Here is a 14,011-nt window from a genome sequence, read left to right on the forward strand (position 1 = left end):
TAATTATAGCATGAATATTTTAATAATAATTTCATGTCAGTAAATAACTCAAACAAAACACAACCATTTCTACAATGGGTTGGTGGTAAAAGAAAAATTGCCGATCAATTAATTAAGTTTCTTCCATCACTACTAAATAACTACTATGAACCATTCCTTGGTGGTGGGGCTTTATTTTTTCAAATTAGAGATAAATTTAAACAATGCTATTTATCTGATATTAATCTAGAGCTAGTAACTAGCTATAACGCAATAAAGAAGAATCCAGATAAGGTTAGTAAATTACTAGACTCCTATAAAGAAAAACACTCTAAAGAACATTATTATCAAGTTAGAAGTAATAATGACAGTAACGACCCAGCAAAGATTACCGCAAGATTTATCTATCTTAATAGATATTCATTTAAAGGCATTTACCGGATTAATATTGATGGCAAACCAGCTCAAACTTTCTCTGGTAGGAATTATAGTAAATCTGATCTTGCTTCTCGATTAAAACAGTGTAGTCAGCTTTTAGCTGACACATCTATTTGTGCTATGGATTTTTCGTTCATTGAACCACAAAAAGGTGATTTTGTTTATTTTGATCCTCCTTATCATAAATCAGGTGAGAAATTTTATACCAGATTACCCTTTGATGAAAATGAGCAAACGAGACTTAAAGATTTTGCTACAGAACTTAATGATAAAGGCATTAAAATGATGATTTCTAATAGTAATACTCCCTTTATTAGAAACTTATACAAAAATTTTAATATTAGTATTATTAAGGTCAAATATTCCATGCCCGAGCACAATAAAATATCTGATGAAGTAGTTATTACAAATTATCAATTACCACAATAGCTTAGTTATATTCAAACTTGATTAATTCAAAGCAATAATCTTGAGTCTTAAAAGCTTCTTCTAGATCTTGCATATGACGATTTCTAACATAGTAATCATTAAAAGCCGTTGTTGATTTAAGGATTACCTTTTTATTGACTATATCTTCCTCTACAACTACTAATTTAGTTAATACCCCAAAATCAATATATTGGTTATAACGTTCAATGAGAAATTTCCTCACTTTATACCATATTGAATCAGGATTTAATTGTTTGCTTAGCTGCAATAGATAATTTTGTTTTTTATCTTCAGTATTATTCTGCTTCGCTTCAAGCTCAGCAAATTGTATGATTTTCAACTTCTCAATACTACTGCCATAGATCATTTGTACTTGCTGTAGTATTTTATCTTGTACATTTTCTGAAAGCGTAATATTTTTAAGCAGTTTTATTTGATAGCTATTACCTACTACCCCAATAAATAAGCAGGAGCTTAGTAATTCATAAGCTGAATCAGGATCAAAAATACCAATGATTTTACGTTTTATCTGAGCTTGTTTGCTAGTATCAAGGCTACTTTCTATTTTATCTAGATATTGCTCCTTAACTTTATGCACATTGCTAGATTTAAACTGAAACTTCTCACAATTAGCTTGAGTAGTTTCTCTCAGTTCATGAGCTAAAGCTTTAGCCATGTAATTTAAAAACACTTTTTTATGACCAAAATGATGTTCTGGGTATTGTTCTGCTAATTTCAATAAGAGCTTGTTAATAAAAGTAAGATTAAATTCTCGATTTGATTTTACCTGTAATAAATCGGCTTCTTCTTGAGTTAAGGGATGGAAATCTGTTAATTTTTTTCTTTTGAACCAGCCTTGATTCTTCACAGATTTTACTGCTGAAGCATTATCAGCTGATGATACTATTTGCTGACATCTTGCCTTATCAACCTTATCAAGAACTGCTTGCAATGCCTTATTAACCTGTAATGGATCAATGATAAAATTACTTTCAGATGTTTTATCATTTTCACTCTCTTGCTGATTATTTGCTGATCTTGTTGTTACAAATTTTAACTCTTGTGCAAGATTTTGTTTTTGTGAATATTGTAATAATTGCTGATTTTGAACAGTTTCATTTTTTTTATTTTGAAAAATGATAGATTCGCTAGATCTAGATTTATTAGATATATTTTTATTATTATCTATATATATTGTCTCATCCAAACTTTTTTGGGGTTGAGGCAAAATTTCTTTGGGTTTCACCCCAAAGTTTTTTGGAGTTGATGCAAAATTTTTTTCATTTTCAGATGGTATTTTGCTAGAAGTAGGTTGGAAATTTCTAGCCAGCTTAATACAAGGAGTATTACGGCATTTAATGCCATATTTCACGATTGTTGCATTATAAACTTTAATAAAGCTACTTTTTTGTAATTCAAGTAAGCATTGTCGTACTCGTTCTTGACAGACTCCCAAGTGTTGTTCAAAGAAGTGATAAGTTTCCTGAAGTTCATCAATGCTATTATTATGATAGATTTGCATGCGGAAGACTATTAGAGATAGTAGCTGTCTTGCAGTTTTGCTTAAGATTTTACCATTATTAGAGGTCAGATTATTCCATTCAGGTGGAATAAAATTACCAACAAAATTGTAGAAGATAGTGGAATTTTTATCACCGTCATCATGGATTACACAATCAGGAGTGAAATGTGAGCAGCATATAGTGTGCATAAGACCTCAACTTAAACATCAGTTTATAAGAGGCACACAAGGCAATTATAGTACTATTTTTCAAAACGTGATGAGCATATAAGCAGCATACAGAGTAGGGAGGTCAAATTAGTAGATTATGAAAAGCTTGATTTTATGCTGGTGGGCGATGAGGGAGTTGAACCCCCGACCTTTACGATGTCAACGTAATGCTCTAACCAACTGAGCTAATCACCCTTGTAACTTTTACACTTTATATTTATTGTATAATAGTCTAGATTTCAAGTTTTATTTGCGCTATTTATAAGATTATTTATTACGTAGTTTATAATATTTTTAAAATGACTCTTAAATTATGCCCCTGGAATCAAAAGCTTCTGATATCACTCAAAATTTTGTAATTGCTCTTGACGGTCCGGCTGCTTCCGGTAAAGGTACGATCGGTCAAATGTTAGCGCGCAAATTTTCTCTTACATATTTTCAATCAAGTATTGTTTATAGAAATCTTGCTTTTAATTGTATTAATCAAAAAATAGATATTAATGATATTAAGGCAATTATTTCTTTATCGGAATCTTTAGAAATCACGGAAAATGTTGATTTAGAGGATGAATATATAGGAAATATTGCTTCTAAAGTTGCAGCAATAAGTGAGGTTAGAAATAACTTAAATAAATATTTGATAAATTTGATAAAATCTACTGCGCGGATCATTATGGAGGGGAGGGATATCGGTACCGTTATAGCCCCTGATGCCGATTTAAAAATTTTTATCACTGCGAATGCCGAGCTTCGGGCTCAAAGGCGATATAATCAGTTGCAAAAAAAGGGAAAAGCTTGTATGCTTACGGAAACTTTACAACAGATAAAGCTACGAGATAAAAGAGATAAAGAGCGAGAATCAGGACCGTTACTGCCGGCAATAGACGCTTTAGTAATTGATACTTCCGACCTTATGCCTGAAGAAATCGTAGAAAAAATAACACAATTTATTTTGCAGGGGTAGTGTTAGAAAGAGATAAAAAAATAAGGCTCATCATTGCAAGGAAGCAATGGCGTTGTTGCATGGATGGTTAAAATCGCTTAAAACTTGTCATACCGTGGCTTGACCACGGTATCCAGAAAAAATTAAAAAGCCTGACTGGATGCCGTGGTCAAGCCACGGCATGACATCGAGGTACTTTTAAAGAATACTCAAAATATAGCAATTTTCGAGCCATGCGACAAAGCCTTTGGTCGCTCGCAATGACGTTTGAGGTATTCACGCACCTCCTCGCAATCACGAATATATCTTTACTCTATAAACTAACGCCTATAATTTATTTTAAGCATGAGTAAAATAACTTGAAGTTTTAAAATTAATTATTTAAAACTCCAAAGTGCTAAGTTGTTTATACTTAATTTTATTAACCTATAAAAAAACATTATATTAGTTTAGCACTGACTAATATTAATCGAGAAAAATATGCCGAAATTTAAGAAAAGATTTGTCCCGCAGCTTGCAGAAATTAATAGCCAATTTGACGGTGATTTTGCCCAGATGCTTGAAAGCGTAAATACAAGCCATATTAAAGAAGGTACTGTAGTTAAAGGGCAGGTAGTAGGGATTGATGAAGGAGTTATTATTGTTGATGTCGGATTAAAAAATGAAGGAAGAGTTCCAAAAACGGAATTTGCTCTATCTATTAATCAGGTGATGCCGCAAATCGGTGATGTGGTCGATGTTTATATTGAAAAAATTGAAGGTCGTAACGGCAGAACTATATTAAGCCGTGAAAAAGCCGTTAGAGAAGAGTTATGGGGGCAATTGGAAGTTGCTTGCGCTAAAGGTGAATTTGTCGACGGTATAATTTTCGGTCGTGTTAAAGGCGGATTTACCGTAGATTTATCAGGGGTAATTGCATTCTTGCCGGGTAGTCAAGTAGATGTTAGACCCGTTAAAGATATTTCTTTATTAATGGATATTAAACAGCCGTTCCAGATTTTAAAAATGGACAAAAAGCTTGGTAATATTGTGGTTTCAAGAAGAGCTATTTTGGAAGAATCAAGATCGGAAGCTAGAGATGAAATGTTGTCTAAAATTAAAGAAGGTATGGTACTTGAGGGAGTTGTAAAAAATATAACCGATTACGGAGCATTTATTGATTTAGGAAGTGTTGACGGTTTATTACATTTAACCGATATTTCTTGGAGTAGAGTTAACCATCCTTCAGAAGTTCTAACGCTTGGTCAAAAAGTTAAAGTGATGGTTATTAAATTTAACGAAGAGACAAAAAGAATATCGCTAGGTATGAAGCAACTTGACCATAATCCATGGCATAATATTAAAGAAGAATTTCCTGTCGGTAAAAAAATGATCGGTAAAGTAACAAATATTGCTGATTACGGGGTATTTATTGAGCTAAAAGACGGCGTGGAAGGGTTAGTTCACTCAAGTGAAATTAGTTGGCTAAAATCTAATCAATATCCTAGAAAAATGCTTACCATCGGGCAGGAAGTAGAATTTATAGTTTTAGAAGTCGATACGGAAAAACATAGAGTTTCTTTAAGTATTAAACAATGTCGGGATAATCCTTTAATAAAATTTGCAGAAGCAAATCCGGTAGGAACCGTACTTACGGCACCGGTTAGAAATGTTACGGATTTCGGTATATTTGTAGCTCTCGGCGATAATCTCGACGGTATGATCCATGAAGGGGATATAAGCTGGGAAGGTAACGGTACGGAGTTATTAAAATCATTCAAAAAGAATGATGTAATAGAATGCAAAGTTTTAGCCGTCGATATTGAAAAAGAACGCATTAGCCTTGGTATAAAACAACTTAGTGAAAATCTTGCTCAAGAGCCTTCCGAAGGATATAAAAAGAACACCGTCGTTAAAGCCGTTATAACGGCAATTAAAGATGACGGTTTAGAAGTAATGATAGATAATAAGGCTCACGGCTTTATTAAAAAATCAGAGTTATCGGAAGAAAAAGGAGAGCAAAAACCTGAAATGTTTTCTTTAGAAGATACAATAGAGGCAAAAATTATCTCTGTTGATAAATCAAATAAAATTTTATTATCGATAAAAGCGCTGAAAATAGCAGAGCGTGAGAAAGCAATTAAAGAACACGGCTCTAGTGATAATACTATGAATATCGGTGATATAATTGCCGGTGCTTTAGTTAAGAAGTAAAAACGTAGATCGTCTAAGCTAAGGTGTAAGGATCGTTAAACCTCAGGAGAAAATTAAATGTCATCATACGTACCGATAGTGATTGAGCAAACCTCAAGAGGTGAGAGAGCTTACGATATATATTCAAGACTACTCAAAGAACGCATAATTTTTGTGTGCGGTACCGTCGAGGATTATATGGCAAATGTTGTAGTAGCACAATTGCTCTTTCTTGAGGCGGAAAATCCGGAAAAAGATATCTACATGTATATAAATTCGCCGGGCGGCGTGGTTACGGCCGGTCTTGCTATTTACGATACCATGCAATATATAAAACCAAAAATCGCCACACTCTGTATAGGGCAAGCTTGTTCTATGGGATCACTATTATTATGTGCCGGCGAGAAAGGAATGCGTTCTTCATTGCCGCATAGCCGCATAATGATCCACCAGCCTTCAGGAGGTTATCAAGGGCAGGCTACCGATATAGAAATTCATGCACAGGAAACTTTAAAAGTTAAAAGACTACTTAACGGCTTATATAGTAAACACACCGGTCATGATATAAAACACATTGAAAAAAATATGGAACGCGATAATTTCATGTCACCTGAAGAAGGAAAAAAATTCGGTTTGGTCGATAAAATAATTTCCACAAGGGATATTAAGTTAGTAAAAAGTTAATATAAAGAGGACCCGGCAAGGGCGTTGTTGCATGGCTCTAAAAAAGTGCCGTATGTCATTCCCGCGCAAGCGGGAATCCAGACTTTTCATTGTCATGCTGAACTTGTTTCAGCATCTCTTGAAAAATATCCTGAAATAAATTCAGGATGACTTATTAGTATTTTCCGGATTCCCGCTTGCGCGGGAATGACATAGAAAATTCGAGCCATGCAACAACGCCGCGACCGCAAGGAGCGAGGCAATCTAGAAAATAATAAATTTCATAACATTTTTTGCTATTTTTTCCTGGATTGCCACGTCGGCATAAATGTCTCCTCGCAATGACGATTCCGGTAGCCATGCAACAACGCCGCATTTTATAGGCGTTTTATATCCAATCAGAATACCGATTCCAAAACCGATAGTTATAAATAATAAGTAAATAATAATATTAGAACTATTTCCCGAAAGAAATAATTTATACTTTATTCCAACTAAAATAACAGGAATAATAAAAAGTTTTGGAAGAGAAATAACGCGGGTATGTGCTGCCTTCAATCCAACAAATAGCACATAGATAAAGATTCCCCAAACCCAAAAAGGAGTGCCGATTATTGCTTGAAATATAAATTTTAAATTATCCATAATTTTTTACCGTTAAATAACCGGGAATTAAATTTGCTATTTTCAAATGGATATTCATAATATATTTTATTTGTAATTAATATTTTAATGATAATGAATATACTTACAAAAAATATAATTAGTTTATATAAAGAGCAAGGAAAAATTTGGCTTAAAGGCTTGCCGCAAATTATAGCAGCAATAGCAAAAAAATGGCATTTATCTGAACTTAAACCCGTAGATAATTTATCGTTTAACTATGTTTTGTCAGGTTTTCAAAATGATAAGCCTATTATTTTAAAACTCGGATTTGATAAGGAAAGCCTTATGCAAGAAGCAGAGGCTCTTAAAATTTTTGAAGGCTACGGAGCCGTAAGGCTTTTAGAGCAGCAACATAATGCTTTACTTCTTGAACGCGCTATTTCCGGTATTTCTTTGAAAGCCTATTCTTTAAAGGAAAATAATGAAAAAATTATTATAGCTTGCGAAGCGGTAAAAAAGTTGCATCAAGCACCGCTGCCAAAAACTACTCACTTTCCCTGCATTCAGGATCAGCACATCAAATTTCGTGAGTCTCGCTTGTACTCACGTAGTTAATCTACGCGTAGCTTAGCTCGCTCTAAAATTTAACGTCTATACCTTAATAATCTTTGCTATACCTATAGTAGTAAAATTTATTTTAATTTCAACTGATTTATTTATTTTAGTTTCAACCTATTTGTTTTTGTTATGATTTAATAATACTTACTTTTCTTGAAAATTAAAAGAGACTAAAGTTATTAAAAGTAAAAAAATTCAACTAAATTGAGTTTTAAAATCTATTGTTAAAGTTAAAACTCTTACTTGATTTAAATCTAAGGATGAATTATAATTAATTTTATGATTAATTATATTTATAGGTTATAATGAAGGTAGCAAAAATTTCACAATGTTCTGTTGAAAAGATTTGTGAATTACCTCTATACGAAACAAAAGTCCAAGCAGGTTTTCCTTCGCCGGCGGATGGGTATATGAGTAATAGCCTTGATTTAAACAGTCATTTAATTAAACATCCGAAAGCAACTTTTTTTGTTCAGGTGACCGGTGATTCTATGCTGGATGCCGGTATTAAAGAAAATGATTTGTTAATAGTCGATAAATCAATAAAGCCGACTAATAATAAAATAGTCATTGCCGTTATTAATAATGAATTTACCGTTAAACGCTTGAAGATAATAAATAATGAAGCATATTTAGTGCCGGAAAATAAGGATTTTTTACCTACTAAAATAGAAGAAAATACTTATATCTGGGGCGTAGTAACGAGTGTGATCCAGCAATTTTAACGAGATATCTAAAAAAGAATTTTATTTTTGTGGATTTCAAATCGTGTATAACTTCAAAAAAAAGCAACAGCGTGAGTCAGTTGCTTTTTTTTCTGATATGAAGGGCAGAATTTTAAACGCTATATATCAAAATATTATTAAGCTATAGCTTCTTCAAAACTTCTATAAAATAATGAATTGTGTGGAATATAGGCGCGGATAGGGTGGGATTCGAACCCACGGTACGCGTGAACGTACGCCAGTTTTCAAGACTAGTGCCTTAAACCGCTCGGCCACCTATCCAAGGAAATTCATAGCAAATAACTTCCACTAATTCAAGTAAAATCGAAAAAACTTTATCAAAAAGAAATTTTTTGCATAATTTATGTCGTTTGTCGTTTCTGAAGCTTCTTATGTCATGCTAGTTTAAGCGGGAAGGCAACGCCCGCGTGGATTCGTATTTTCGTATTAAGGTTATTACAAGTAGGGTGTCATATCGTGGCTTGACCGGCGTTGTTGCATGGATGGTTAAAAACGCCCTCGGTGTCATTCTAGCTAAAGGCGGGAATCCAGATTTTTCTTTGTCATGCTGAACTTGTTTCGGCATCTATTGAAAAAGATCCTGAAATAAATTCAGGATGACTTAAAAAGTGTTTTTTCTGGATTCCCGCTTTTAGCTAGAATGACATCCTTTTTATGGCAATCTCCGATCCACGCGGGCATTGCCTCCTTGCAATGACGATTCTAGTAGTCATGTAACAACGCCGCTATGAGGGAAATCTATGAAATGTTAGAGATCATGCTGAACAAGTTTACTGTATCGTGTGTTTAAAATATCATTACTTTATTAATATTCATATAATAAGGATAGGAGGATACTTTAATATTATTGAAAAGCTTTCTCAAAGACTTCACACTGTTTAAACAAGTTAAATAAATAGCTTAAAATTGAAACTTAATAAAATATGAATTATAGTATTAAGAAAGTTACTTATTTTTAATTAAAAATTATTTATGAAAAAATATCTTAAAAAGTGTTTTCGGCACATTAGCTTCATAATATTAAATATATTGATTTTTACGGAAAATGCTACAGCAGCTACTACTAATACCACTTTTCAGGTTACTGCTACTATCCTTGACGCTTGCAGTGTTTCAGCAAATCCTCTTAACTTCGGTAGTTATGTATATACGGCCAATTCAGACCAAATAACAACTATTAACGTAACTTGTACTAACGGTACGACATATAAAATCGGCTTAGATGCCGGTCTTGCTCCGGGTGCTACCACCTCAACTCGCAAAATGAGAGGAACACCTACAACTAATATCCTTAACTACTTTCTTTATTCTGATTTTGGTAGGACTACTAACTGGGGTAATATAGTAGGTACTGATACTGTAGCGGGCACCGGAAACGGTACAACTCAAGGGGTAATAGTATATGGTAGGATTCCTTCAGGTCAGAATACTGCTTTTGTAGATTCTACTTATACCGATACGATAACCGTAACCTTAACATTTCCATAGAGCTTAGCTTATGAAGAAGTATTTAATTCATTATTTTATTCTTATCGGTCTAATAATATTTAACGGTGTAGCTCTCTCTTCTCCTGCAACAACTAATTTTTTAGTTACCGCTAATATTACGGATAACTGCAGTGTTTCAGCAAATCCTCTTAACTTCGGTAGTTATTTATATACGGCTAATTCAGACCAAATAACAACTATTAACGTAACTTGTACTAACGGTACGACATATAAAATCGGCTTAGATGCCGGTCTTGCTCCGGGTGCTACCACCTCAACTCGCAAAATGAGAGGAACACCTACAACTAATATCCTTAACTACTTTCTTTATTCTGATTTTGGTAGAAATAATAACTGGGGAGATATAATAGGCACTGATACGGTAGCAGGTACAGGAAACGGTAACACTCAAGGGATAATAGTATATGGTAGGATTCCTTTGGGTCAGAATACTGCCGTTGTTGATTCTACTTATACGGATACAATAACCGTAACGGTAACATTTCCATAATTTTAGAATAGAGATTACATTATGAAAAAACAATTTTATTCCTTATTAACTTTAATATTAATCTGCTTAACTTCCTCTGTTGTTCAAGCAGTTTTTACTATTGCCCCGGTAAAGCTGACTATAAATAAAGATAATAGGATAGCTAATCTTAACTTAAGGAATGATAATGATGTACCGAAGAGTTTTCAGTTAATAATTTATAAAGTAGAATATAAAAACGGTAAAGAAGTTTTAAAGGAAACAGAAGATTTGATAGCAACACCTGTAATGTTTAGAATTGGAGCCGGAAGAACTCAATTAGTACGTATTGCTTTAATTAATAAGATGAGCTATAGCAGGGACCAAGATGCTTATCGAATTGCGGTAAAGGAGCTACCGCATAGGCAGGCAGGTATACAATCTCAGGTTCAATTTGTAGTAGAGTTTAGAGTACCGGTAACTATAGGGTAGTATACTAGTTATGTCATTCTCGTAAAAACGGGGCTTTGTTGCATGGCTCGATAAACGTTGTTGGTGTCATTCCCGCGCAGGCGGGAATCCAGGCTTTTCTTTGTCATGCTGAACTTGTTCAGCATCTATTGCAAAAGATCCTGAAATAAATTCAGGATGACTTAAAAAGTATTTTTCTGGATTCCCGCCTGCGCGGGAATGACACCCTTTTTGCAACAACTTTCGATCCACGCAATAATGCCTCATGGGAATGAAAAAGAGATTGTGGGAATGAAAATAAATCAACAATTTCTTAGGATGGTTTTTCTTAGTAAGGTGTTATTAATTGCAAGCATTACCTTACTAATAGCTACTAGCTTTGCCGACGATAATATAGAAAATAGTATAGGATATAATATAGAAAGTGGAGCATTAATAGTAACGTTAAGAGTTAATTATATTGACTCTGAGAATTTTTCTATAGTAGTAAGAAATAACGCAAATCATATGTTAGTTCCTTTAGATGATCTGAAGGCCTTTAATATTAAAGATGAATATTTAGCCGGTGCTAGCATAGATTTAAACGAGATACATTATATTAATTTAAATTTACTTCAGGGAACAAATTATCGTTTGGATGAAGAAACTCTCGCTTTAGAAATCAAATTTCCTCCAAATCAAATGAAACTTCAACAGTTTAATGCTATAGAGGTGCCGGAGCAAGAAATTGCCGGTAAGCCGATAAACGGAGCATTTCTAAATTATGATTTAACATTAACCGATACCTCCGACGCTAAATATTTAGCCGGCTTTCAAGAGTTAAATTATTTTTGTGAATATGGAACATTAAGTAATATTTTTGTTATGCGAAGTGCGCCTATTAATTCCAGTTTTAAACCACAAAAGAATTTTAAACGGGATTACAATATTTTCACTCGGCTTGAAACAAATTGGACATTTGATAATGTCGAGAATGTCGCTAGATGGAGAATCGGCGATAGTCTAACAAAGGCAGCGGATTGGTCTAATAGCAGCAGGTTCATCGGTCTGCAATATGCTACTAACTTTTCGATAAGACCGAATTTAATTACTCATCCTTTACTGGAATTTGCCGGTAAATCAGAATTGCCTAGTACTCTTGACGTTTATGCAAATTCTAGTTCTATTTTTCACGGCGAATCTAAAGTAGGAGATTTTAATGTATTTAATCTGCCTGTTATCACCGGTAGAGGAGATTTAGTAGTTAAAACTCAAGATATTACCGGTAAGATTCAAACAGTTACTATTCCTTATTATGTAGCCCCTGTCTTATTGACTAAAGGATTATCCAATTTTTCTTTCGCCTCCGGTATTCAAAGACAAAATTTTGCAGTAGAAAGCAACGAATATCAATATTTTATTACGAATGCCGATTATATGTACGGGGTCTCCGATTATTGGACTACCGGTATGCATTTTGAATCCCTAAAGAGTTTTGGCACTATCGGTACTACTAATAATGTTCAAATCGGTAATTATGGGGTAATTACCGCTTCTCTGGCATCTAATATCCATAACATTAATAATGCTCAAAGAGTCCTGATAGGTTATAGTTATGAGTCTTCAAGCTGGGATTTTAATGCTAATATAAGTAAAAACGGTAATAATTATTATGATATTTATAATTATCCGCTGCTTACTTCTTCCGAGATAAGTTATCAAATGTCAGCAGGTTATAACGGTGAAACATTAGGTAGTATTTCCGTTAATTTTTTATCTTTTGCTTCAGATACTAGTGAAAGGAAAAGTAAGCGTTTGCAAATTATATCAACTAGTTATCAACGAGATATTACCCAAAACACTTTTTTTAATATTACTGCCGGAACGGATTTAAATAGAAAACACCAACATACTTTTGCTTATATGACTTTTGGCATGAATCTTGGCGGCTCAAAAAGCGCTAGTGTAAGTAATTCTTATCAAAATAAATATAATACTAAACAAATTAATTTTTCTGCTCCTATAAGTACACCGCTTGGCTTTGGATATACTGCAAATTTAATGCAAGGTAAGACTCTGGATTATAATTTGCAATTTAACAGAAACGGTCAAATCGGTGATACTGCCTTATATTTATATAAATATAATAAAAATTTAACTTCACAATTGGAAGTTAAGGGAAGTATTGTTACTTTAGACAAAGATTTTTACTTTACTAGACCGATTAATGATAGCCTAGCTCTGGTTAAAGTAGGAAAACTAAAAGATGTTGCTATTTATAATAATAACCTAATAACCGGTTATACTAATAAGGATGGAAAAGTGCTTATACCTAACGTCTTGCCTTACATATCATCGGAGATAAGGTTAGATGACGAAACTCTTCCTTTAGATACCGAATTTAATTCTCTAGCTTTAAAAGTAGCGCCAAAATGGAAAAGTGCGGTTGTAGTAGATTTTGGCGTTACTATAGTCAATAGTGTAGAAATGGTTTTAGTAGACGGAAATAAACAAGTTATACCTTTCGATAAAATTGTTACGATTGAAGGTATAGAAGAGGAATTATTTGTCGGATATAACGGTAAGTTATATATACATAATATTAAAGATTTAAAGTCATTAAAAGGTAAGGCCTGTCAGGATGATGATTGTTGCCGCTTTGAGGCATCAATTAATAATGATTTTACTGCCTCAGATTCAATATTAGATTTAGGAGAGGTGGTATGCGAATAGTAAAATTAATAATTTTTATTTGTATTAATTTAAGCTTAATTTCTAATAGCTTTGCAGTTTGTACCGCAACTATTCCAACAGTTGCCTTCGGTAATTTTGCTCCTTTTGCCAATACTCCTACACCGATTACTATTAATATGTCCGTAACATGCACAGGTCTAGTTGGGTTACTTCTTAATTATAGTGTGGGTTTTAGTACCGGCTCATCAGGGACTTTTACCCCTCGTCAAATGAAAAGTGGAATAAAGACGCTTAATTATAATTTATATAAGGATAATCCTAGAACGCAAATTCTTAATCTCACTAATATTGTGGTTACCGGTAGTTTCACCCTTATTATCGGTTCGGGAACTAATAACCACACAATATACGCAACGCTCCCGGCGCAGCCTCTTGCCCAAGCCGGTTCTTACACTGATACTATTACTGCTACCGTAACATACTGACTATATTTTTACATTGTAGTTGTTAAAAAATCTACTTTCCCTAGGTTATGCGGGAGCGCTTAGTGTCAAGAAAAAAATCTGTTATAATTTTAAATATTT

Annotated in this window: 15 protein-coding genes and 2 tRNA genes; 11 read left to right on the forward strand and 6 right to left on the reverse strand. The window is 33.6% G+C overall.

Annotated features, from left to right (window positions below; translation table 11 throughout):
* Positions 1–33: 33 nt before the first annotated feature.
* Positions 34–846, forward strand: a complete 813-nt coding sequence (locus tag AAHM91_RS00710; protein ID WP_342269542.1) for a DNA adenine methylase — start codon at positions 34–36, stop codon at positions 844–846.
* Position 847: 1 nt separating this feature from the next.
* Here AAHM91_RS00710 and AAHM91_RS00715 read toward each other — a convergent pair whose 3' ends face one another.
* Both AAHM91_RS00715 and AAHM91_RS00720 read right to left on the reverse strand, forming a co-directional pair.
* Positions 848–2,557, reverse strand: coding sequence for a hypothetical protein (locus AAHM91_RS00715; protein ID WP_342269543.1), 1,710 nt, complete (start codon positions 2,555–2,557; stop codon positions 848–850).
* A 139-nt stretch (positions 2,558–2,696) separates the two neighbouring features.
* A tRNA-Val gene (locus AAHM91_RS00720) sits at positions 2,697–2,773 on the reverse strand.
* Between the two features lie 118 nt (positions 2,774–2,891).
* Here AAHM91_RS00720 and cmk point away from each other — a divergent pair.
* From cmk to clpP, 3 genes are all read left to right on the forward strand, one after another.
* On the forward strand, positions 2,892–3,542 hold the full coding sequence (cmk, locus tag AAHM91_RS00725) for a (d)CMP kinase (protein WP_410526149.1): 651 nt from the start codon (positions 2,892–2,894) through the stop codon (positions 3,540–3,542).
* Positions 3,543–4,001: 459 nt separating this feature from the next.
* Positions 4,002–5,714: a 30S ribosomal protein S1 gene (locus AAHM91_RS00730; RefSeq protein ID WP_342269544.1), complete on the forward strand. Its 1,713-nt coding sequence runs from the start codon at positions 4,002–4,004 to the stop codon at positions 5,712–5,714.
* A 57-nt stretch (positions 5,715–5,771) separates the two neighbouring features.
* Positions 5,772–6,377, forward strand: a complete 606-nt coding sequence (gene clpP / locus AAHM91_RS00735; RefSeq protein ID WP_253307434.1) for an ATP-dependent Clp endopeptidase proteolytic subunit ClpP — start codon at positions 5,772–5,774, stop codon at positions 6,375–6,377.
* A 243-nt stretch (positions 6,378–6,620) separates the two neighbouring features.
* Here clpP and AAHM91_RS00740 read toward each other — a convergent pair whose 3' ends face one another.
* On the reverse strand, positions 6,621–7,001 hold the full coding sequence (locus tag AAHM91_RS00740) for a hypothetical protein (RefSeq protein ID WP_342269545.1): 381 nt from the start codon (positions 6,999–7,001) through the stop codon (positions 6,621–6,623).
* A gap of 93 nt (positions 7,002–7,094) precedes the next feature.
* Between AAHM91_RS00740 and AAHM91_RS00745 the strand changes: the two genes are divergently transcribed.
* Together AAHM91_RS00745 and AAHM91_RS00750 are read left to right on the forward strand one after the other, a co-directional pair.
* Positions 7,095–7,577: an aminoglycoside phosphotransferase family protein gene (locus AAHM91_RS00745; RefSeq protein ID WP_342269546.1), complete on the forward strand. Its 483-nt coding sequence runs from the start codon at positions 7,095–7,097 to the stop codon at positions 7,575–7,577.
* 308 nt (positions 7,578–7,885) lie between these two features.
* Positions 7,886–8,305, forward strand: coding sequence for a LexA family protein (locus tag AAHM91_RS00750; protein ID WP_253307437.1), 420 nt, complete (start codon positions 7,886–7,888; stop codon positions 8,303–8,305).
* Between the two features lie 195 nt (positions 8,306–8,500).
* On the opposite strand, the gene AAHM91_RS00755 is transcribed toward AAHM91_RS00750, so the two are convergent.
* A tRNA-Ser gene (locus AAHM91_RS00755) sits at positions 8,501–8,587 on the reverse strand.
* A gap of 118 nt (positions 8,588–8,705) precedes the next feature.
* Positions 8,706–8,891, reverse strand: coding sequence for a hypothetical protein (locus tag AAHM91_RS00760; RefSeq protein WP_342269547.1), 186 nt, complete (start codon positions 8,889–8,891; stop codon positions 8,706–8,708).
* Positions 8,892–9,355: 464 nt separating this feature from the next.
* On the opposite strand from AAHM91_RS00760, the gene AAHM91_RS00765 reads away from it, so the two are divergent.
* From AAHM91_RS00765 to AAHM91_RS00775, 3 genes are read left to right on the forward strand one after another with little or no spacing between them, the layout of a single operon-like run.
* Positions 9,356–9,814 (forward strand): Csu type fimbrial protein, encoded by a 459-nt coding sequence (locus AAHM91_RS00765; RefSeq protein ID WP_342269548.1) that lies wholly within the window; start codon positions 9,356–9,358, stop codon positions 9,812–9,814.
* Positions 9,815–9,824: 10 nt separating this feature from the next.
* Positions 9,825–10,325, forward strand: a complete 501-nt coding sequence (locus AAHM91_RS00770; RefSeq protein WP_342269549.1) for a Csu type fimbrial protein — start codon at positions 9,825–9,827, stop codon at positions 10,323–10,325.
* Between the two features lie 21 nt (positions 10,326–10,346).
* Complete coding sequence (locus tag AAHM91_RS00775; protein ID WP_253307440.1) at positions 10,347–10,775, forward strand: fimbrial biogenesis chaperone; 429 nt, start codon at positions 10,347–10,349, stop codon at positions 10,773–10,775.
* A 66-nt stretch (positions 10,776–10,841) separates the two neighbouring features.
* On the opposite strand, the gene AAHM91_RS00780 is transcribed toward AAHM91_RS00775, so the two are convergent.
* Positions 10,842–11,006, reverse strand: a complete 165-nt coding sequence (locus tag AAHM91_RS00780; RefSeq protein WP_342269550.1) for a hypothetical protein — start codon at positions 11,004–11,006, stop codon at positions 10,842–10,844.
* A 39-nt stretch (positions 11,007–11,045) separates the two neighbouring features.
* Between AAHM91_RS00780 and AAHM91_RS00785 the strand changes: the two genes are divergently transcribed.
* A complete protein-coding gene (locus AAHM91_RS00785; RefSeq protein WP_342269551.1) occupies positions 11,046–13,466 on the forward strand; it encodes a fimbria/pilus outer membrane usher protein in 2,421 nt (806 codons plus the stop codon).
* The gene (locus AAHM91_RS00790) at positions 13,457–13,912 is read left to right on the forward strand and encodes a spore coat protein U domain-containing protein (protein ID WP_253307443.1); all 456 of its coding nucleotides are present in this window, start codon (positions 13,457–13,459) and stop codon (positions 13,910–13,912) included. The genes AAHM91_RS00785 and AAHM91_RS00790 overlap by 10 nt, the downstream gene beginning before the upstream one ends.
* The last annotated feature ends 99 nt before the right edge of the window (positions 13,913–14,011 follow it).

This window comes from Rickettsia endosymbiont of Orchestes rusci, assembly GCF_964030945.1.
Classification (GTDB): Bacteria; Pseudomonadota; Alphaproteobacteria; order Rickettsiales; family Rickettsiaceae; genus Rickettsia.